The 20,364-nt window shown below is 68.0% G+C and carries 19 protein-coding genes and 1 pseudogene; 15 read left to right on the top strand and 5 right to left on the bottom strand.

The genetic code is table 11. From position 1 onward, the window contains the following. A pseudogene (locus ACFXN1_RS48625) lies at positions 1 to 1,016 on the top strand (pyridine nucleotide-disulfide oxidoreductase); the annotation flags it as partial. Continuing rightward, a complete protein-coding gene (locus tag ACFXN1_RS48620) occupies positions 1,013 to 1,369 on the top strand; it encodes a 4Fe-4S dicluster domain-containing protein (RefSeq protein ID WP_379390511.1) in 357 nt (118 codons plus the stop codon). The pseudogene ACFXN1_RS48625 and the gene ACFXN1_RS48620, both read left to right, overlap by 4 nt. Positions 1,370 to 1,503: 134 nt before the next feature. Here the strand turns inward: ACFXN1_RS48620 and ACFXN1_RS48615 are convergent, their stop codons facing one another. Next, positions 1,504 to 3,012 carry a PucR family transcriptional regulator gene (locus tag ACFXN1_RS48615; protein WP_379401939.1) on the bottom strand — a complete coding sequence of 503 codons (1,509 nt, stop codon included), beginning with the start codon at positions 3,010 to 3,012 and terminating at the stop codon, positions 1,504 to 1,506. A 164-nt stretch (positions 3,013 to 3,176) separates the two neighbouring features. Between ACFXN1_RS48615 and uraD the strand changes: the two genes are divergently transcribed. From uraD to ACFXN1_RS48565, 10 genes are all read left to right on the top strand, one after another. Next, positions 3,177 to 3,692, top strand: coding sequence for a 2-oxo-4-hydroxy-4-carboxy-5-ureidoimidazoline decarboxylase (gene uraD, locus ACFXN1_RS48610; protein WP_379442903.1), 516 nt, complete (start codon positions 3,177 to 3,179; stop codon positions 3,690 to 3,692). Beyond that, positions 3,689 to 3,988 carry a hydroxyisourate hydrolase gene (uraH, locus tag ACFXN1_RS48605; RefSeq protein ID WP_379442905.1) on the top strand — a complete coding sequence of 100 codons (300 nt, stop codon included), beginning with the start codon at positions 3,689 to 3,691 and terminating at the stop codon, positions 3,986 to 3,988. The genes uraD and uraH overlap by 4 nt, the downstream gene beginning before the upstream one ends. Positions 3,989 to 4,030: 42 nt before the next feature. Next, positions 4,031 to 4,903, top strand: coding sequence for an FAD binding domain-containing protein (locus ACFXN1_RS48600; protein ID WP_379442906.1), 873 nt, complete (start codon positions 4,031 to 4,033; stop codon positions 4,901 to 4,903). Next, positions 4,903 to 5,373: a (2Fe-2S)-binding protein gene (locus tag ACFXN1_RS48595; RefSeq protein ID WP_379442908.1), complete on the top strand. Its 471-nt coding sequence runs from the start codon at positions 4,903 to 4,905 to the stop codon at positions 5,371 to 5,373. Before ACFXN1_RS48600 ends, ACFXN1_RS48595 begins: the two co-directional genes overlap by 1 nt. Continuing rightward, positions 5,370 to 6,776 carry an 8-oxoguanine deaminase gene (locus tag ACFXN1_RS48590; RefSeq protein ID WP_379442909.1) on the top strand — a complete coding sequence of 469 codons (1,407 nt, stop codon included), beginning with the start codon at positions 5,370 to 5,372 and terminating at the stop codon, positions 6,774 to 6,776. The genes ACFXN1_RS48595 and ACFXN1_RS48590 overlap by 4 nt, the downstream gene beginning before the upstream one ends. Next, a complete protein-coding gene (locus ACFXN1_RS48585) occupies positions 6,773 to 9,106 on the top strand; it encodes a xanthine dehydrogenase family protein molybdopterin-binding subunit (protein WP_379442910.1) in 2,334 nt (777 codons plus the stop codon). The genes ACFXN1_RS48590 and ACFXN1_RS48585 overlap by 4 nt, the downstream gene beginning before the upstream one ends. 133 nt (positions 9,107 to 9,239) lie before the next feature. Further along, complete coding sequence (locus ACFXN1_RS48580) at positions 9,240 to 10,676, top strand: NCS2 family permease (RefSeq protein ID WP_379442912.1); 1,437 nt, start codon at positions 9,240 to 9,242, stop codon at positions 10,674 to 10,676. A gap of 2 nt (positions 10,677 to 10,678) precedes the next feature. Further along, the gene (locus ACFXN1_RS48575; protein ID WP_379442913.1) at positions 10,679 to 11,818 is read left to right on the top strand and encodes an XdhC family protein; all 1,140 of its coding nucleotides are present in this window, start codon (positions 10,679 to 10,681) and stop codon (positions 11,816 to 11,818) included. A gap of 32 nt (positions 11,819 to 11,850) precedes the next feature. Further along, the gene (locus ACFXN1_RS48570; RefSeq protein WP_379442915.1) at positions 11,851 to 12,234 is read left to right on the top strand and encodes a gamma-glutamylcyclotransferase; all 384 of its coding nucleotides are present in this window, start codon (positions 11,851 to 11,853) and stop codon (positions 12,232 to 12,234) included. Continuing rightward, positions 12,231 to 13,028, top strand: a complete 798-nt coding sequence (locus ACFXN1_RS48565) for a hydroxypyruvate isomerase family protein (protein WP_379442916.1) — start codon at positions 12,231 to 12,233, stop codon at positions 13,026 to 13,028. The genes ACFXN1_RS48570 and ACFXN1_RS48565 overlap by 4 nt, the downstream gene beginning before the upstream one ends. A gap of 201 nt (positions 13,029 to 13,229) precedes the next feature. Here the strand turns inward: ACFXN1_RS48565 and ACFXN1_RS48560 are convergent, their stop codons facing one another. Both ACFXN1_RS48560 and ACFXN1_RS48555 read right to left on the bottom strand, forming a co-directional pair. Continuing rightward, positions 13,230 to 13,553 (bottom strand): hypothetical protein, encoded by a 324-nt coding sequence (locus ACFXN1_RS48560; protein ID WP_379464039.1) that lies wholly within the window; start codon positions 13,551 to 13,553, stop codon positions 13,230 to 13,232. 270 nt (positions 13,554 to 13,823) lie between these two features. Next, positions 13,824 to 14,984, bottom strand: a complete 1,161-nt coding sequence (locus ACFXN1_RS48555) for a lycopene cyclase family protein (protein WP_379442918.1) — start codon at positions 14,982 to 14,984, stop codon at positions 13,824 to 13,826. Positions 14,985 to 15,072: 88 nt separating this feature from the next. On the opposite strand from ACFXN1_RS48555, the gene ACFXN1_RS48550 reads away from it, so the two are divergent. Beyond that, the gene (locus ACFXN1_RS48550) at positions 15,073 to 16,041 is read left to right on the top strand and encodes a hypothetical protein (protein WP_379401950.1); all 969 of its coding nucleotides are present in this window, start codon (positions 15,073 to 15,075) and stop codon (positions 16,039 to 16,041) included. A gap of 66 nt (positions 16,042 to 16,107) precedes the next feature. Here the strand turns inward: ACFXN1_RS48550 and ACFXN1_RS48545 are convergent, their stop codons facing one another. Beyond that, a complete protein-coding gene (locus ACFXN1_RS48545; protein WP_379442920.1) occupies positions 16,108 to 16,872 on the bottom strand; it encodes an SDR family oxidoreductase in 765 nt (254 codons plus the stop codon). A gap of 640 nt (positions 16,873 to 17,512) precedes the next feature. On the opposite strand from ACFXN1_RS48545, the gene ACFXN1_RS48540 reads away from it, so the two are divergent. Both ACFXN1_RS48540 and ACFXN1_RS48535 read left to right on the top strand, forming a co-directional pair. Continuing rightward, positions 17,513 to 18,115, top strand: coding sequence for a hypothetical protein (locus ACFXN1_RS48540; RefSeq protein WP_379442922.1), 603 nt, complete (start codon positions 17,513 to 17,515; stop codon positions 18,113 to 18,115). A gap of 213 nt (positions 18,116 to 18,328) precedes the next feature. Continuing rightward, positions 18,329 to 19,681: a diguanylate cyclase domain-containing protein gene (locus ACFXN1_RS48535; protein WP_379442924.1), complete on the top strand. Its 1,353-nt coding sequence runs from the start codon at positions 18,329 to 18,331 to the stop codon at positions 19,679 to 19,681. Between the two features lie 446 nt (positions 19,682 to 20,127). Here ACFXN1_RS48535 and ACFXN1_RS48530 read toward each other — a convergent pair. Next, a partial coding sequence (locus ACFXN1_RS48530; RefSeq protein WP_379442925.1) for an MMPL family transporter occupies positions 20,128 to 20,364 on the bottom strand: 237 nt, incomplete at its 5' end.

The following is a 20,364-nucleotide window of genomic DNA, read 5'->3' as shown; positions in this document are numbered from 1 at the left end:
GCACCAATGTCGACACCGGTGACGGCGCGCTCATGGCGGCCGAGGCCGGCGCGCGCTTCTCGGGCATGGAGTTCTCCAACGCCTATGCCATCGTGCCCAAGGGCTCGACCATCACCAAGACCGCCTACTACGGCTACGCCACCTTCTTCCACGCCGACGGCCGGGTGCTGGAGGGCGCGGGCTCCGCCAAGGGCCGGTCGGTCATCGCGCGAACCCTGTTGTCGGAGCCCGTGTTCGCGCAGCTGGACCGCGCCGACGCCGAGGTGCAGGCGCGGATGCGGCTGGGCCAGCCCAACTTCTTCCTCCAGTTCGACCGGCGCGGGATCGACCCGTTCACCGACCGCTTCGAGGTGGATCTGCTCGCCGAGGGCACGGTGCGCGGAACCGGGGGCATCGATATCGTCGACGATGACTGCGCGACAACGGTTCCCGGTCTCTACGCGGCGGGTGACGCCGCGACCCGGGAACGAATCTGCGGTGGATTCACCGGCGGCGGCAGCCACAACTCGGCCTGGGCCATGTCCTCCGGAAGCTGGGCGGGCCGGGGCGCGGCGGCCTTCGCCCGGCGATCGGGGCGCGTCGATCCCTCCGCTGTCCACGGAGCGGGGCGGGTCGGATTGCGGCCGGAGACAACGGAATCGGTGTCCGCCGACGAGGTCGTGTCGGCCGCGCAGCGCGAACTCATCCCGTTCGAGAAGAACTATCTGCGTCACGGTGACCGCATCCGCCCCGCCCTGGCCGCACTGGACGAGCTCTGGGAGCGGGCCGCGCGCGGGCTCGGCGGCGGAACCGGTGCCGAGCGGATCCGGGCCCGGCAGGCCGCCGCCATCACCGCGGTCGGCCGGCTGATGTACCGATCCACGCTGGTGCGCAAGGAAACTCGCGGTATGAGCAAGCGTGCCGACCACCCGGACCTGGATCCGGCGCAGCACCACCACATCCTGTCCGGCGGCCTGGACCGGGTATGGACCTCGACCGCCGCGGCCACCGGTCTCACCTCGGCGGTGGCGTCGTGATCGAACTGGTGCGCGCCGACGACTGCATCGCCTGCGACAAGTGCGTCGACGTCTGCCCGACCGATGTCTTCGACCGCACCGACAGCGGAATACCGCTCATCGCACGGCAATCCGACTGCCAGACCTGCTTCATGTGCGAGGCGTACTGCCCAGCCGACGCCCTCTACGTCTCACCCGAGGCAGCGCCGCTCGCGGACCGCAGCGCGATCCCCGAATCCCACATCGGTCGCTACCGTGAGCAACTCGGTTGGGGCCGGGGCCGCACACCGGGCAGCCTCGTCGCCCTCGGCCCGGCCCTGCCGCACGGCGCTCTGCCACCGCGGCTGATCGAGCCCGGTCGACTGGTTCGATGAGTGGCCGCCGCGCATACTCGACGCGCTGCTGCCCGCACCTATCTCCGGCCGAGATGTACCCAGCCGAGCTGGTGTGTCGATTAGGGTGTCCGGCACAGTGATTGGCGATCGCGCCCGTCGATCCGGGCATGCGGTCACCGCAGGGCGAGGGCGAGGAAGAAGTCGACGCGGTCCTCGAGCCGGGACAGGTCGCGGTTGGTGAGTTCCTCGATGCGCTGAATGCGGTAGCGCAGCGTATTCACGTGCAGGTGCAGCAGATCCGCGCACTTGGTCCAGGAGCCCGACACCTCCAGGAAGGTCTCGAGGGTGTGCACCAGATCGGCGCGATTGTCCTGGTCGTAGACCCGCAGCGGATCCAGCAGCCGCACCCGGAACATGCGCCGGACCTCGTCGGGGACGCTGGCCAGCAGCAGCATGTGGGTGGCGAGTTCGTCGTGGCGGACCACGCTGGTGGGCTGCTGCCGTTCGGCGGCCATGCGCCTGGCATAGCGGGCCTCCTCGACCGCGCCGCGCAGCCCCTCGCCGTCGACCGCGCCGCTGATGCCGACCGAGAGCCGGCTCAGTTGCAGCCCGGGTTCGAGGGCTTCGATGGCCCGGTGGATGCGATCGTCGAGGGCCTTGTCGTCACCGAGGGCGACCAGCAGGATGACCTCGCCGTCGACCACACCGACGGCAGGGCTTCGGCCGTAAAGGATTTCGCGCAGCACGGCGCGCAACTCACCGGGCCGTACGGCCCCGGAGTCCGCGGTCGCGGCGACCGCGAGGTACCGGTCGGACAGTCCCAGCCCGGTCAACTCCAGCCGGGAGATGATGTCGGCGGATTTGGCGTCGGACATGATCAGCTCGATCAGTTCCTGGGCCAGCCGCCCCTCGGCACTGTGCCGATCGTCCTGCCGGGCTCGTTCGAGGGACACCACCGCGGCCAGTTCCCCGATGAGGGCCCGCCGTTCCTCGGGCCAATCCTTGTAGTCGCTCTCGAACACGAGGAACCAGTCCGCGATGCGTGAGGTTCCGTCGGCGTCCACCGCGAACAGCGAGTACCGCACCTGATTGTGGGAAAGCACATGCGGCAGCCGCCGCGCGCCCAGAAACGCCGACCGCACCTGTTCGGGCAGGTCCCGGGTCGGCCCGGCCACCACGCGGCCGAGCGCCGACACCACCCAGCAGCGCGTGCCCAGCGTGCGATGCACCAGGTCGAGCACCGAATCCAGCCCGCCGCCGGACACCAGTTGCCGGTGCCGGTCCAGGATCGCGCTCAGGTCGGCGGCCCGTCCGGACGACAGTTTCCGGTTGATCTGCTCGGTGACGGTGGCGAAGGCGATCTGCTCCTCGACCCGGAACAGCGGGATTCGGTGTTTCTTACAAGCCGCGACGAGATCGTCGGGCGCTCCGCCGTACAGCGCGTCACCCGCGGCGAGCGCGGCCACCCGGGCGCGGGCGAGCGCGCTCACGAAGGTCTCGCTGTCCTCGGGAGAATGCCGCCATTGCAGCCCGGTCAGGACGAATTCGCCGCCGGAGAGGTATCGACCAGGATCGAGCATGTCGGTGGTTACCACCCAGCGTACGAAGCGGTCCAGCTCGTCCTCTCCGGTGACGAGCCGCAAGCCCAGATCGTGCATGGTGAGCAGGGAACGTAACCGCATGATGCCCGAGGCTAACAGTCGGTGACGGCCCGGTTACCGAACTTGGATGTAACTACGAACGCGCCCCTGTGAAGCAGGCCACAGGTTCGGAGGTCTCGTCCTTTCGGGCATGACCACCCGCCGGGTTAAGTGGTTGACACACGCCAATGACGGATGGAGGTCGGATGTCGAGTCGCCTGGAATGGCTCGGTTCGCTGCCCCTGGAAGAGGCCGAAACGCACCTGCTGACCTGCAATGCGTCGCGGAACTGGGCACGCAAGATGGTGGCGAACAGGCCGTACGCGGACGAGTCGAGTCTGATCGCCGCGGCGGTGACCGGGGTCACCGAGCTGAGTTGGACCGATGTCGAGGAGGCGCTGTCGGCGCACCCCCGGATCGGGGAGCGCACGGCCGCCGCCCACCAGTCCGAGCGTGAGGCGAAGTGGTCGGCCGACGAACAGTCCGGAGCCGCCGACGGCGACGATCAGGTCAAGGCCGACCTGGCCTCCTGGAACGTGACCTACGAGGAACACTTCGGCCACGTCTTCCTGATCCGGGCCGCCGGGCGCAGCGCCACCGAGATGCTCGCGGAGCTCCAGCGCCGTCTCGGCAACTCTGTCGCCGACGAGCAGCTGACGGTCCGCCGCGAGCTCGCCGACATCACCGGCCTGCGGATCCGGAAACTCCTGGAGGACAAGTGAGTCTGTCCACCCACGTGCTCAATGCCGCGACCGGACGCCCGGCCGCGGGCATGGCGGTGCGGCTGGAGAGCGCGGCGGGGGAGATCCTCGCCGAGCGCCACACCGATGACGACGGCCGGGTCGCGGATCTGCCCGCCCCGAGCGCCGGTGCGCACCGCCTGATCTTCGACACCTCCGGTGTCAGCCCGTTCTATCCCACGGTGACCATCGATTTCCTGGTCACCGATCCGGATGAGCGCTACCACGTACCCCTGCTGTTGAGCCCCTACTCCTTCTCTACGTACCGGGGCAGCTGAGTGCTGTCGTACCTGCGTCGAACCGATATCTAGAGGATTGCAATGGATTTCCTACAACCGGGAAGCTGGGCCGAAGCGCTCCAGCTGAAAGCGGAACGCCCCGAGGCGGTTCCGATTCAGGGCGGCACCGACGTGATGGTCGAGCTGAACTTCGACCGGCACCGTCCGGCCGCCATTCTGGACCTGAACCCGTGCCGTGAGGTCTTCACCGTCGACGAGCAGGAGGACGGCCGGATCCGGCTGGGCTCCGGCGTCCCGTTCGTGAAGATCATCAACCGGTATCAGGACCGCCTGCCCGGTCTGGCCCAGGCGTCGCGCACTGTGGGTTCTCCGCAGATCCGCAATCGCGGCACCGTCGGCGGCAATCTGGGCGGCGCCTCGCCCGCCGGTGACGCCCACCCGGCCCTGCTGGCCGGCAATGCCGTGGTCGAGGTCGAGTCGGCCGCCCGCGGCACCCGCATGATCGACATCGACGACTTCTACGTCTGGGTCAAGAAGAACGCGCTCGAGCCGGATGAGCTGATTCGCGCCGTGTGGCTGAAGCCCGCCAGCGGGCCGCAGTACTTCTCGAAGGTCGGCACCCGCAACGCCATGGTGATCGCGGTGTGCTCGTTCTCCGTTGCGCTGCACGCGGATTCGCGGACGGTCGGCGCGGGCATCGGCTCGGCCGGTCCGACCCCGATCCGTCCGGTGGAGGCGCAGGACTTCCTGGCCGCCAACCTGGACTGGGACAACGCCGGTGCGCTGAACGACGAGCTGGCCCGCGAATTCGGCCGTCTGGTCGGCGCCGCGGCCAAGCCCATCGACGATGTGCGCGGCACCGCCGACTACCGCCGGCACGCGCTGTCGGTGATGGCCCGCCGGACCCTCGGCTGGGCGTGGAACGACTACACCGCGGAGAGGAGGGCGGCCTGATGCGTATCAACTTCACCGTCAACGGATCCCAGGAAACCGCCGACGACGTCTGGGAAGGCGAGAGCCTGCTGTACCTGCTGCGTGAGCGGGCCGGCCTCCCCGGCTCCAAGAACGCCTGCGAGCAGGGCGAATGTGGTTCCTGCACCGTCTATCTGGACGGCACCCCGGTCTGCTCGTGCCTGGTGGCCGCCGGTCAGGTGGAGGGCCGCTCGGTCCGCACCGTCGAGGGCCTGGCCGACGGCGACAAGCTGGACCCCATGCAGCAGGCCTTCGTGGAGGCCGGCGCGGTCCAGTGTGGTTTCTGCACACCGGGTCTGATCGTGCAGGCGCACGACCTGATCGATCGGGTGCCGAACCCGTCCGACGTCGAGATCCGTGAGGCGCTCGCTGGAAACCTGTGCCGCTGTACGGGTTACGAGAAGATTCTGGATGCCGTTCGACTGGCGGCCGAGCGGAAGGCTGCCAAATGAGTACTGCATCGCGAAGCGATTCCACCAGGGGCGGCGGTGGGGCGACGGGTGGGCGCAAGCTGGTCATCGAAAACGCCTACATCGCACCGGTTGTCGGTGCGGAAATTCCGAACGGCTATCTGATCGCCGGTGACGACGGCCGGATCGAAGCTCTCGGTGCAGGACCTGCGCCGATGGTGGTGGGTGCTGAACGCCTCTCCGGCACCGGCTGCCTGGTGACCCCGGGCCTGGTGAATACCCACCACCACCTCTACCAGTGGGCCACCCAGGGCCTGTTCCAGGACGCCACCCTGTTCGAGTGGCTGACCGGTCTGTACCGCCTGTGGGCCACCATGGACGCCGAGATCGTCTACGGCGCGGCGTCGGCCGGTCTGGGCTGGCTCGCGCTGACCGGCACCACCACCTCGACCGATCACCACTACGTGTTCCCGAAGGGCCGTGGCGATCTGTTCGAGGCCGAGGTGCGCGCCGCCCGCGAGCTGGGCATCCGCTTCCACCCGTGCCGTGGGTCCATGGACCGCGGTCAGTCGCACGGTGGCCTGCCGCCGGACGAGGTGGTCGAGAACCGCGAAGAGATCCTCCTCAACACCGAGGAGATCATCCGCACGTACCACGACCCGTCCTTCGACTCCATGCTGCGCGTGGCCGTCGCCCCCTGCTCGCCGTTCTCGGTGTCCGAGGGCCTGATGGTCGATTCGGCCGCGCTGGCCCGCCGGCACGGCGTGCGCCTGCACACCCACCTCGCCGAGACCCTCGACGAGGAAGAGCACTGCATCGAGCAGATGGGTTGCACCCCGGTCGAATACATGGAGAAGCTGGGCTGGCTCGGCGACGACGTGTGGTTCGCCCACGCGGTGCACCTGCACGACAAGGACATCGCGGCGTTCGCCAAGACCGGTACCGGTTCCGCGCACTGCCCGACCTCCAATGCCCGGCTGGGCGCGGGTATCGCGCGAGTGATGGACCTGCTCGCGGCCGGTGCGCCCGTCGGTCTCGGCGTGGACGGCGCGGCCTCCTCCGAGCTCACCTCCATGGCCGGGGAGATGCGGCAGGCCATGCTGTTCCAGCGCGCCGTGCACGGCCCCCGCGCCATGACCGCGCGGCAGGCCCTCGAGGTCGGCACCCTGGGCGGCGCCCGGAACCTGGGCCGCCAGAACGAGATCGGTTCGCTCGAGGTCGGCAAGCTCGCCGATATCGCGGTCTGGAAGGTGGACGGCTTCCGTGCCGCCATCGAGGACCCGGTGTGCTCGCTGGTGTTCGGCCCGCAGCCGCCGCTGGCGCGCCTGCTCGTGGGCGGCAACACCGTCGTCGAGAACGACGAGCTCAAGACCATGCCGCACGACGCCGTCGGCCAGGCCGGCGTCGCCGCACGGCAGCGAATCATGAAGCAGGAGAACCGATGACCATCACACGAACCACTCGGTTCCCCACGGATGTGGCGGTCCCGGGCAAGGGCGGGATCGGCGAGAGCCCGCTCCGCCCGGACGGCACCCTCAAGGTGAAGGGCGAATTCGCCTACTCCTCCGACCTGTGGATGGACGGCATGCTGTGGGGCGCGACCCTGCGCAGCCCGCACGCCCGCGCCAAACTCGTCAGCGTCGACACCAGCAAGGCCCTCGCCATGACCGGCGTGCACGCCGTGCTCACCCACGATGATGTGCCGGGCCGCAAGGTCTACGGCCTCGACCACACCTGGGACCAGCCGGTGCTGGCCTTCGACGAGGTGCGCCACCACGGCGAGGCCATCGCCCTGGTCGCCGCCGACCACCCCGAGATCGCCCGGCGCGCCGTCGCCGCCATCGAGGTGGAATACGAAGTGCTGGAACCGATCACGGACCCGATGGCCGTGGTCGAGGACCCGGTCGGGCTGGCCGTGCAGTCGCGCGGCGGCATCGCGCGCTACCAGCCGGTGCGCTCCGGCGACATCGAGATCGGCAAGGCCCTGGCCACCGTCGTGGTCTCCGAGGAGTTCGAGGTCGGCATGCAGGACCAGGCCTTCCTGGGCCCGGAGTCCGGCATGGTCATCCCGAACGAGGACGGTTCGCTCGACTTCTATGTCGCGACGCAGTGGCTGCACTGGGACCTCACCCAGATCGGCCCGTGCCTGGGTCTGGACGAGGACCAGATCCGCATGACCATGTCCGGCGTCGGCGGCGCGTTCGGCGGCCGCGAGGACCTGTCCATGCAGATCCACGCCGGCATGCTGGCCATGCGCACCGGCAAGCCGATCAAGATGATGTACAACCGCGAGGAGTCGTTCTTCGGGCACGTGCATCGCCACCCGGCGAAGATGCGCTACGAATTCGGCGCCACCGCGACCGGAAAGATCACCTACGCCAAGGTTCTCATCGTTCTCGACGGCGGCGCGTACACCTCGGCCACCCAGAACGTGATCGGCAATGCCGCCTCGCTGGCGCTGGGCCCCTACGAGGTCCCGCACCTGGAGATCGACGCCTACGGTGTCTACACCAACAACCCGGTCTGTGGCGCCATGCGCGGATTCGGTGTCGTGCAGGCGTGTTTCGCCCACGAGTCCATGATGGACAAGCTCGCCGAGGCCCTCGACATGGATCCGGTCACGGTCCGTCAGGTCAATGCCGTCTCCCAGGGCTCCACGCTCGCCACCGGCCAGGTCGTGCACGCGCCGACCCCGCTGAAGGAGATGCTCGACAGCCTGCGCGACATGGAACTGCCGGAGTCCGTGGACACCTCGGACATCCGCAACCTGCCCGGCGGGGCGTCGCAGACCACCCATGGCGAGGGCGTGTACCGCGGCGTCGGCTACGGCGTCGGCATCAAGAACATCTGCTTCTCCGAGGGTTTCGACGACTACTCGACCGCCCGGGTGCGCCTGGAAGTGATCGGCGGCGAGCCGGTCGCGCTGGTGCACACCGCCGGCGCGGAGGTCGGCCAGGGTCTGATCACCCTCGAGGCGCAGATCGCGCGCACCGAGCTCGCCATCGAGCGGGTGGTCAGCCACCCCTCGGACAACAATGTCGGCAGCTCGGGTTCCTCGTCCGCGTCGCGTCAGTCGTACATGACCGGCGGCGCGGTGATGACCGCCTGCCGCGCGGTGGCCGACGAGCTGTTCGTGCTGGCGCGCAAGAAGTTCGACGTGCACGGCTTCATGCGGCTCGAGGGCGGGAAGGTCGTCAAGAACAACGGTGAAGTGGTCGCGACCATCGAGGATGTGCTCGGCGACGACGTCATCGATCTGACCCGTGAATACCACCACCAGCCGACCACCGGTATGGATAAGGTGACCGGTCAGGGCTCCAGCCACACCCAGCTCGCGGTCTGCGTGCACCGGGCCGTGGTGGATGTCGACACCGAACTCGGATTGGTCAAAGTCGTTGCCCTGGACGCCGTTCAGGACGTCGGCAAGATCATGAACCGGCTTTCGCTGGAAGGCCAGATCCACGGCGGCTCCATTCAGGGCCTGGGTCTGGCGGTTATGGAGGAAATTCAGGTCACCAACGGCAAGGTGCGGAACCCGTCCTTCACGGACTATCTGATTCCCACCATTCTCGATACACCCCCGCAGAAGCTGGAGATCCTGGAGAACCCGGACCCGCACGCCCCCTACGGCCTGCGCGGCGCGGGTGAACCGCCCACTCTCTCCTCCACGCCTGCGATCGCCGCAGCGATTCGCGATGCCTGCCGCAAGCGGGGCGGCACCGGAAACATCAACCGCGTGCCCGTGCGTCCGGAAGACATCATCCGGAACAGTTGACTAACAGGGGCAGATCGCGCTTCTCGAAATGTGGAGCGCGATAGGGACCCCACAACAAGCATCACCGAATCCGCGGCCCGGGATACCCCAGCACCCCGGGCCGCTGGTCGGCTACGCCCATAGGAGGGCAGCCATGACCCAGACTCAGTCACCGATCACCACCCCGGAAACGCGGGGTTCTGCGCTCGAAAAGTTCTTCAGGCTATCGGAGCGCAAGACCACCATATCGCGTGAAATCCGTGGCGGCACCACCACATTCGTCGCTATGGCGTATGTCATATTGCTGGTTCCGCTAATTCTCGGCGGCGTCACCGACGCGCACGGGGACAAGCTCAGTATCGCTCAGCTGACCACCACGACCGCCTTCTCCGCCGGCCTGACCACCGTCCTCATGGGCGTGGTCGGCAATGTGCCCCTCGCATTGGCCGCCGGCCTCGGTCTGGTCCCCGTCGTCGCCTATCAGGCCGCACCCCATATGACCTGGCCGCAGGCCATGGGCCTGGTGGTGCTGATGGGCATCGTCATCGTCATCCTGGCCGCGACCGGCCTGCGGACGATGATCATCAATGCCATTCCGCTGGCCATGAAGAACGCCATCGGCGTCGGCATCGGCATGTTCATCGCCATGATCGGCCTGGTCTCCTCCGGTGTGGTGGGACACGGTGCGCCCGGCGGGCCACCGGTAACACTGGGTGTCGAAGGGCATCTGGCCGGTTGGCCCACGGTGATCTTCGCGGTCGGCCTGTTGCTGATGCTCGCCCTGTTCATCCGCAAGGTGCCGGGCGCGATCCTGATCAGCATCGCCATCTCGACCGTGCTGGCGATCATCGTCAACGCCATGGCGACGATCGACCCCAAGGCGTGGGGCACCGTCGTCCCCGAGAAGCCGAAATCGCTGTTCGCTTCCCCGGATTTCGGTCTGATCGGCCACATCGACCTGTTCGGCGGCTTCGCCACCGCGGGTGCGGTGACCGCCACGGTGGTGCTGTTCACCCTGGTGCTGACCGGCTTCTTCGACGCCATGGGAACGGTTTTCGGCGTCTGTGACGAGGCGGGCCTGGTGGACGAGAAGGGTCAGGTGCCCGGCATGGGCAAGATCCTCACCACCGACGGTGTCGCCCAGATCGTCGGCGGCCTGTCCGGCGGCGCGGGATCCACGGTGTACGTCGAGTCCGCGACGGGTGTCGGTGAGGGCGCCCGTACCGGTCTGGCCAGCGTCATCTCCGGCGGATTGTTCTGTGCCGCCATCTTCTTCACCCCGATCGCGGCGGTGGTGCCGATTCAGGCCGCCGCTCCCGCCCTGGTGCTGGTCGGCGCGCTCATGATGACGCAGGCCCGCAAGATCGACTGGAACGATCTCGAGGTCGCCGTGCCGGCCTTCATCACGATCGTGCTCATGCCGTTCACCTACTCGATCACGAACGGTGTCGGTGCGGGCCTGATCGCCTACACGGTGATCAAGCTCGCTCGCGGTAAGTACCGCGAAATCCATTGGCTGGTGGCCGTGGTGAGCGTCGTCTTCGTCGCCTACTTCGGTATCAACGGCATCGAATTGGCCCTGGGAGGCTAGTCATGCGCGACATCGCGGCACAACTCTTGGAATGGCATGCGGCGGGCAAGGATTACGCCGTGGCCTCCATCATCGGGATCGGCGGCTCCGCGCCCCGTCCGATCGGCGCGGCCCTGGCCGTGGATGCCGACGGCACCGTCATCGGGAGCATTTCCGGCGGCTGTGTCGAGGGTGCGGTCTACGAGTTGTGCCGCGAGTCGCTGCAAACGGGAGAACCGCTCCGGGAGACCTTCGGCTACAGCGATACCGACGCCTTCGCGGTCGGATTGACCTGTGGCGGAACGATTCAGGTGTTCGTCCAGTCGGTGACCGAGTCCAATCGCGATGCGGTGGAGAAGGTCCTGCGAGCTGAGGGGGAGGCCGTGGCCATGGTCCGCGACCTCGACAGCGGCGCCGTGATGGCGCTGGGCACCTGGTGGACCTCCGGAGCCGAATTCGACGAACGGGTGGTGGCCGAAGCCCAGGCCATGCTCGACGCCGGCACGACCGCGGTGCGCACCATCGGGTGCGGTGCTCAGTCCGATGGGCAGCCCGCTGCCGCCGAAGTCACGGTGTTCGTGGAATCCCATGTGCCGCCGCCGCGGATGATCGTCTTCGGGGCGATCGACTTCGCGGCCGCGGTCGCCAGAATCGGCAAGTTCCTCGGGTATCACGTCACCGTCTGCGACGCGCGGGAGGTCTTCGCCACCCGCGCCCGCTTCCCCGACGCGGACGAGGTGGTCGTGGAATGGCCGAACAAGTATTTGGCGCGGACCCAGGTGGATGCCCGGACCGTGCTGTGTGTGCTCACTCACGACGCCAAATTCGATGTGCCGCTACTGGAGGTGGCGCTTCGCCTGCCGGTGGCGTTCGTGGGTGCGATGGGATCCCGGCGGACGCACGAGGACCGTCTCCAGCGGCTTCGTGCGGTCGGGATGACGAATGCCGAACTGGCGCGGCTGAAGTCGCCCATCGGACTCGATCTCGGCGGGCGGACTCCGGAGGAGACAGCCGTCTCCATCGCCGCCGAGATCGTGGCGGTCCGCCGTGGGGGCACCGGAATGCCTCTGGGCACCTACGGCGGGCCGATCCATCGCGATGCGATCGCGGTGCCGGAGGTGACCGTCCCGGACTCGCCGGACGCCCTCCGGCTCACCGCCTGAATCCGCTGTCGACCGAAAAGGGAACCACGGCAATGCCTTTGATCTTCCTGAACGGGGGTGCCATGCGCGGCGGACCCCTGAACCACCTGCTCGAGGGCGCGCCCTGCGCCGGGGAGGTCAGGACCGCGCCGCACTACCGGTTCTATTCGGTCGGCGACCGCTTCCCCGGCCTGCATCCGGTGGCCTACGGCGGCGCGCCCATCGCGGGCGAGCTGTTCGAGGTGCCGATGCAGGTGCTGCGCACCCGCCTGCTCCCGGCCGAACCGCCGGAGCTGGAACTGGGTGTGATTGTGTTGGACGACAACCGCTCGGTGCTGTCCATGCTGTTGCGCCGCCCGATCATTTCCTACCCGCAGCTCATCGACATCACCGATTTCGGTAGCTGGCACACCTACAGGGAGGAAACGACCCGGTGAAGTACACCGCCGACGGTGCGCTGCGGAAGTTCGACGTGCACTGCTCGATCCTGTTCACCGACCTGCCGTTGCTGGAGCGTCCGGCGGCGGCGAAGGCGGCCGGGTTCGACGCGGTCGAGTTCTGGTGGCCCTTCGGCGAGAACCCGGCGCCCGGGGACAAGGAGGTCGACGCATTCGTCTCCGCGGTGTCCGACGCCGGAGTGCAGCTGGTCGGGTTGAACTTCATCGACCTGGTGCCCGCCGGGCGGGGACTGGTGTCCGTGCCCGGGCGGGAGGCCGAATTCCGGGACAATATCGACATCACCGTGGGGATCGCCGAGCGGCTCGGCTGCCGGTCGTTGAATGCCCTGTACGGGAACCGGATTCCCGGTGTGGACCCGGCGGTGCAGGACGAGCTGGCTTTGGAGAACCTGCGACTGGCCGCGCGCGCCGCCGCGGGCATCGAGGCGCAGGTGGTGCTCGAGGCACTGAATTCCATCGAGTCGCCGGACTATCCGATCGTCTCGGCGGCGCGCGCCGTACAGGTGATCGATGCGGTCGGCGAACCCAATCTCCGGTTCCTCTGCGACCTCTACCATCTCGCGCGCATGGGTGCGGATCTGTTCGGCGTGATCGCCGAATACACGCCTCGGATCGGGCACGTGCAGATCGCGGATGCGCCCGCGCGCAGCCGGCCCGGCACCGGAACCCTCGATTTCGAGGCCCTCTTCGCCGCCTTGGACGCCGCCGGATTCGACGGCTGGATCGGGCTGGAATACCAGGACCCCGACCGTGATTGGAGCTGGATCGAGTGAGCGTCGTGCTGGGTCGGCCGGGATCGTGGACACCGCAGGGGCACTGTGCGTCGGCGCTGCCGCCCGGCTGGGTGGTGGAGCGGTTCACCGTGCAGCTGCCGGTAGTCGGACGCACGCGGCATCGCCACGAGCGAGTGGGGCTGACCCCCGCTTCACGGCCCGGGAGCCGCTGACCGATGAGGGGCCGGCGGCTCCCGTGCTTCACTGCGTCAACGCCCGATCGATGACCACGGCGTACATCGCTGTCTCCCAGGGCTCAGGCTCGGCACCCATGAGGATCTCGTCCAGAAGTGGCGCTCGTGCCAGGCTTCCCGCGCCGTAGTGGCCGGAGGCGCGTGCACTGGCGATGACCGCGTAGATGACGGTGGCATACACCTCGGACCGCTCCGCGAGCACGACACCGTCCTTCGCCTCGAAACGCCGCAACCGATCCTCGACCGCATCTATCACATCCTGCAGCGCTCGAATCTCGATGTCACTCTGATCGTCCACGTCCCACCCCATTCGGTCTGCGGTGCGATTCACCGAGAAGAAATGTCCTGGCCTGCAATTTGATCGGGCAGATAGTGATCGGGCACTCGGCGTGCGCTTTCTGCGCGGCGAGCGCATCAGAAACGGTCATCCTCGGCAGTACACGGTGACTGGATCGTGGAAGGTCGAACATCGTTGGAACCTCCCCTATTCGGGATTGCGACCCCACCAGCAGACCATCAGCGACTGCTTTAGACTGGCAATTCGGGAGAATTCGGGTAGATCAATACCGAACGCGCTACCGATAACCGTCGACCCACTGCGCTACATGGGACCCTCGGCGGATAAGGGCGTGGCTCGGGAGGCGTCGGGTGTGCGGCGGGGCGGTCGGGCCACGGCAATGGCGAGTGTGCGCTGTATTCGCCAGGGGAGCGCCGCGAACAGCGACATCATGGCGGCGGCGGTGCCGCGGAGGTCGTCGCGGCCGGAGAGGTAGGCGCGCTGGGATTCGACGGGCAGTGCGAAGAAAGCCTCGAAGAAGAGGGGCAGGTCGGCGGGTGGCAGCGCCAGCAGAGCGCGTAATCCGGCCTGGCGCAACAGGTGCACGACGCGCGCCCGACCCGGCCACAGGGGGTCCCCGGCTACGACGGCATCGGCCATCCGCAGGGAGGTCGTGACGCTGTATCCCGTCGCCGGATGCGTGAAAGCGCCCGCGGCGCCGAACGCGCAGGCATTCGGCCGACCGCCGTGCACGGGGAACCGGACCCGTTCGACCGGTTCGGTGCCGGTGAGAGTGATTCCCCGGGAACGCAATCGGTGCGTCAGCCGGTCGTGCAGCGTCCGCTGATCCAGCGCCGGGAGCCCGGCCAGGCACGTCTCCTCCAGCAGGACCCGCTCATCGTCCAACGGCACCGCGTACAGAAACGACCGGGGCGCATCGGTTTCCGCGCCGTTGTCCGCACGCCAGTCCATGAAATACGTCTCCGGCTCCGGCAGGCGGGCCCGGTCCACGATCACCCCGAATGCCGTCTGCTCGGCCAGCCTGGGGGAGCGGGCCACCCCGCGCGCGTCGATGACGCGTCCGGCCGCCAGCACCGAACCCGACGCGAGCCGCACCGACGGCAGATCCAGTCCGTCGTGCCGGTGGCGGGCCGCGGGCGCGATGTCGGTCACGCTGTCCTGCAGGAGCCGCGCCCCCGGGAGGTCCAGCGAATCCTGTAGGCGCGCTGTATCGAAGACGACGTAGCGGCGATCCAGTTCGATGCGGTGCTGCGCCCACACGATCGGGCGGTCGACCGTCGCCCCCATCGCCTCCGGGGCGACCCACTGCGGCAGCTCATCCGCCCAGGCCGCATAGGTGGCCGTCCATCGCCGCCGCGGGTGCGGATCGACGATCGTGACCGAGAGTCCGTGCGCCAGCGCGCGGTGGGCGAGGGCTCGCCCCGCCGGGCCCGCACCGCAGATGAGGAGATCATCGGTCACCACGTGATTGGATCATGCCGGGTCGCCCGCCTACGCTTCGGGAATGATGCCGGGCCGGGGAGGGCTCGGGCAGGCCGCGAAAGGTGAGCAGATGACGTATCCACCCGCCGGATTCGGCGGCGACCCCACCGTGCACGGGCAGCCGCCGCAGGATCCGGATCCGGCGTGGTGGGACCACCCCACTCAGCAGACCGGCAGCCAGCAGCAGGCGCCGCAGCCGGGCTGGCCGGGACAGCAGCAGGCAGACCCGGCGGGCTGGCAGCCGACGCAGACGAATTGGATTGGGCAGCAGGGATATCCGCAGCAGCCGGGGTATCCGCAGGACGCGGGTTACGCGCAGCAGCCGGGGTTCCAGCAGAACCCGGGCTTTCCGCAGCAGCCGGGCTTCCCGCCGCCGCAGCCGCCGAAGTCGAACACCGGCTTGATCATCGGCGTGGTGCTGGGCGCGATCGTGGTGCTCGCCGTCGCCGTCGGCGCGATCGTCCTGGTCTCCAAGAAGGACGACTCCTCGCAGGCCGACGCCACCACGACGACCACCACGTCGTTCGCCACCAGCGCCCCGGCCACCACCCGCAGTGCGCCCACCACCTCCAAGTCCGCGCCCGGCGGCAGCCGCTTCAGCTACACCGAATACGGCAAGGACTGGAACTTCAAACTGGGCGACGTCGCGCTGCAGGCCACCTACGTGTCCGGCCGCGACTACGACTCCTGCGCCCCGATCGAGGAGTCGGGCGCGCTGACCGGCCTCGGGTGCACGCGCGCCTCGGAGATGGCGTGGAAATCCGAGAACGGCGCACTCATGCTGACTCAGCTGGTACTCACCATGTCCGACGCCGGCAAGGCCTCCAGCGCCGACGGCCAGTTCGACGACCAGGACGTGGTGCTCCCCGACGGCAGCTACATCAAGAACTTCGAAACCGGCAAATGGAAGGACGGCAACCAGGACAAGTTCCTGGTCATCACCGTCGGCACCGCCACCCCGGCCGTCGACGAGGCGACGGTCGAGAAGTACGTGAAGTACCGCCACAGCGACACCCTGGGTGCGCTCGCCTTCCGCTGAGTACTGCGCAACTCGCGCCCGGCACCCAATACTGGTGCCGGGCGCGAGTTTTCGATGCGTCCGGTGTCAGATGCCGCCGGTGGCCAGCAGGCCGCCGTCCACCCGCACGGTCGTGCCGGTGATCCACGACGACTCGTTCGAGGCCAGGAATCCGATCAGCGCCGCCACATCCTCCGGCGACCCCAGCCGCTTCATCGGATAGATGCCCGCCGCGGCCTCCTCGTCGGCCGAGTACAGCGCGTCCGCGAACTTGGTCTTGATCACGCCCGGCGCCACCGCGTTCACCCGGATCTTCGGACCCAGCTGCCACGACAGCTCCTCGGTGAGCCGGATGAGCGCGGCCTTGGACGCCCCGTACGCGGCGATCACGCCGGTGGACCGCAGGCCCGCGACGCTGGCCACATTCACCACCGCGCCCCCGTGCTCACCCATCCACGCCCGGTACGCCTCCTGCACATACCCCAGCGCCGCAACGACATTCACATCGAAGATCTTGCGTACGGCATCCAGATCCGCATCCATCAGCGCCCCGTACACCGGATTGATCCCGGTGTTGTTGATCAGCACATCCAGCGAGCCGAACTGCGTCACCGCGGTGGCGACCTGCTCGGCCCGTGCCGCCGCATCGCCCGAATTACCGGCGACCGCGACCACCTTCCCCGGATGCCCCAGCCCGCGCAGCCGCTCGGCCGCTTCCTCCAGCGGCTCCGGCTTCCGAGCCGAAATCACCACATTGGCGCCTCGCCTGAGCAGCTCGGCAGCCACCGCGAACCCGATACCCCGGCTGGCCCCGGTGACCAGCGCGCTCTTACCCGACAAGTCATCACTCATGTGACGGCACGTTACTCGGCAACCGGCGCGCCTTCTTGACCTGCAGGGCCGGGTTGTCGTGGGGGTGAAGGATCCGATCCGATCCGCTTCGGCGTGGCGGTAGATGCAACGGATCGCGGAGATCATGTTCGTCGCCGCGCCGCGTCCGCCCCGGAAATTGCGCCGAACGACGGCGTTCGACCGATGGTGGCGGACCAGCTGATCGATCTCGGTAGCCGCCGGCGAGGTAAGGGGCCGTTCGGGCCAGGCCCTCTCGATGACGTTCCAGTACGAGCCGTAGGTACCGACTGTCGTTTCCGGCAGAGCCTCACGCAGATGCCGGAATTACGCACTGTGGGCCTATTCCGAAGCCCCCTTCAGGGGATCTCGTGAAGTCCGATGATGTCGGCGCAGCGCTGTAGATAATCGGTGCCTACGTTTTCTGCCCATTTCACGGCTTAGAGCGCAGACCTGTCGGACAAGCGGCCGTGGTCGTTGACTGTTGCGACCGACCAGTGGACCCTCCCGACCGGGCTCGGTGACGGTGTTCGGGGAAACGCGAAGGGTATGCCGGCAGGCACGCCCGCGCTGTGATCGGAGTGGAAGAACTGCTCGATCCCGGTATCTGCGTGGTGGTTTGGATCATCCCGCACGTGCTCGCGTGCTCACCCACTACGGCGAATCCGAGGTGGCAGGCGAACTCATCGGCGGCGCGATCGGGGGATGCAATACCCGCACCGAGGCGGGCATGGTGATCGCCGGTTACTCGCACCTGGCCGGAGCGATCAACGATGCCCGTAAACTGTCCTGCTCCGGTGCGATGGAACACATCACCGCGGCCTCCGAATTCGCCGCTCGCACAGGCGAAACCGACCTCTACATGACCTCGTTCGGGCCGCTGAACGTCCAGTTCCACCGCCACGCGATCGAACTGGAATCCGGCGACCCGCACCGCGCGGCCATCGAAGGCGCACAGCCGTCCATCCCCGCCAGCCACAGCGCCCTGAACCGGGCCGGGCACCACTGGCAGGACAACGCACGGGCATGGCTGCTCTCGGGCAAACCGGATCGGGCATTGGCAGCACTCAACAAGGCGCGGGCTGCCGCGCCACAACAGACCCGACTGCACCCGAGCGTGCGAGAGACCCTCAACGGCATTGCAGCGGCGGAGAAACGGCGGCCGCGACTGTCCTTGGGTGGCGCGAAGCCGCCAGGCGGATACAGCGAGGTGCTACTGGTCGGAGTGGGTATCGGGACCCTCTAATGAATCTGGTCCGTCGCGAGGATGACGTTATCAATCCTGGAGAGTGCTCATTGCCGGATCGGTGTCGCGCGATCCGATTCGCCGGCCCTCGTGTGAGGCTGATCGATCCGTGTGTACATCTGTTCGCACAGGTAGATTTGCTGAAGGATTACCGCCTGACGGGCGTGTGTATGGTGTGCGCGCGGAGGCGGGGCAAACGATCAAAGGGCTCTGATGAACGATGCCGGGAAGGTGGCCGGGCTGTGGTGGCAGGCGTTGACCGACCGCGGGTGGTCGGCCGACCGAGAGCTGCTGGGAGAGTATGCCGAGGAAGTGATCACCAGGGTGGCCGCAGAGGAGTTCGAACCGGGGGTGGGGGCTCGGGTGGGCGCGGCGCTGGCGGATCTCGGTCTCACGGATCCGGATGTGCCACTGATCTCCGCGCGGGTGCTGTACACGGTGGTGGATCACGGCGCCGGGAGTGAAGCGGGACAACGGCTCGCCGCAGTGCTGGCGGCGCTGGGCTCGGGACATCGAGCGCGGTCGCTCGACATCCGGCACGCCGTGGCGCCGGACTCGGGCGGTCCGGCGCGCGAGCCCTTGAGCCCCGATGTCTACCGGACCATGTTCGAACACGTCTCGGTGGCCGCCGCCATCGCCGAGGTCGACGGCACTCTGCTGGTCGCGAACAAGGCGTTCACCGACCTGATCGGAATTCCGTCGGAGATCCTGCACGACATCTCGGTCTTCGACCACAGTCACCCGGACGATCGCAACGACATCCTCGCGGCGATCTTCGAGAAGCTGGTCCCGGCGCGCGGGGGCGCGCTCGAGTTGGAGCACCGATTGATCCGCGCCGACGGGAGCATGGGCTGGGCCGCGTTCAAGGTCACCTACATCCAGGGGACTCCGGGCGACCGGGACTATCTGCTCGCGGTCGGTGAGGACGTGACCGAGCGGCACGGGCTGCAGGAGGAACTGCATCGCCAGGCTCGCCACGATCCGCTGACCGGGCTGTCGAACCGACGGCACCTGCTCGAGTGCATCGATGCCATGATCGGCAGCTCGGTGCCCGACGATCAGGCCGGGCTGTGCTTCATCGATCTGGACCGGTTCAAGTACGTGAACGACCGGTACGGCCATGGCGTGGGCGATCAGGTGCTGGTCGCCGTTGCGGCCCGGCTCCGGGACGGTGTCGGCGACGAGCGTTGCACGGTGGCACGACTCGGTGGTGACGAGTTCGTGGTGCTGGTTCCGCCTCCGGCCGGCGGCCGGCGCGTCGCGGCGGTCGCGGAGAGGCTGCTGTCCGCACTGTCGGAGCCCGTCGAGGTCGGTGGCCACCGGCTGGCGGTGTCGGCCAGTATCGGGGCAGTGGTCACTCCGGCCATGGCTACCGACGCCGAAACGCTGCTCGACGCCGCCGACGCGAGCCTGTACCAGGCCAAGACCCACGCGCTGGGCCAGGTGGTGCTGCACACCATCCACCCCGGACGGGCCCGGCAGGCGGACGATGAATCGCATCGCGACGACCAAAGTCGGGACGAAGAGAACCGCGACAGGGCTAACCATCAGTCGACGAGTTCCTGACTGCTCCGACTTCTCTGAGTTGCGGTGGCCTGTCCGCCACGGGCATCGGCGTGGGCGTCGACGAGACCGGGTCCTGGCCACACTGCCCTCGCTCAGCGAAGCCGGCGCCGGATGGCGGCGGTGGTGTCGGGCTCGACCAATACCAGGTCCGACACTGCGACGCCTGGTACCGCCACATCACCCTGGCCATGCTCGCCCACACCTACCTCGCCGTCACCGCCGCGAGCTCCCCGAAAAGCGTTGGCAGCGAACTCATCCCACTCGCTATCGGAGAAAACTGACGTCTGCTGGCACACCTGATCACCACCACCGCGCCCCGCGACCGCCTGGCGCCGATTGTCGCGATCGATGGCAGTAATTGCAGGTCCCGGTTCGCCGTCAGGCCGCGCCCTGAGGGCGCCGCCTGCTGCGTGCCTCCGCGGACGGCGTCGTCGCAGTCGACCTCGCTACAACTTCGACGAGGCCAAATCCTGTGGTGCAGCGAGGCTATCAGCCGATCTAGTGGTTGGTCCTCTACCTTCGATATCGATGTTGGGCAGCACTCGATCAAGGGTGCGGGGCAGCCACCACACGGTGTCACCGAAGATCGACATGACGGCGGGTACCAGCATCATGCGCACGACGAATGCGTCCACGACGACGCCGACCGCCAGAGCGAAGCCGAACTGCCGGATCATGGGGTC

It is taken from the genome of Nocardia sp. NPDC059154 (genome assembly GCF_042755705.1).
Classification (GTDB): domain Bacteria; phylum Actinomycetota; class Actinomycetes; order Mycobacteriales; family Mycobacteriaceae; genus Nocardia.
This window is presented reverse-complemented; position numbering and strand designations above follow the sequence as displayed.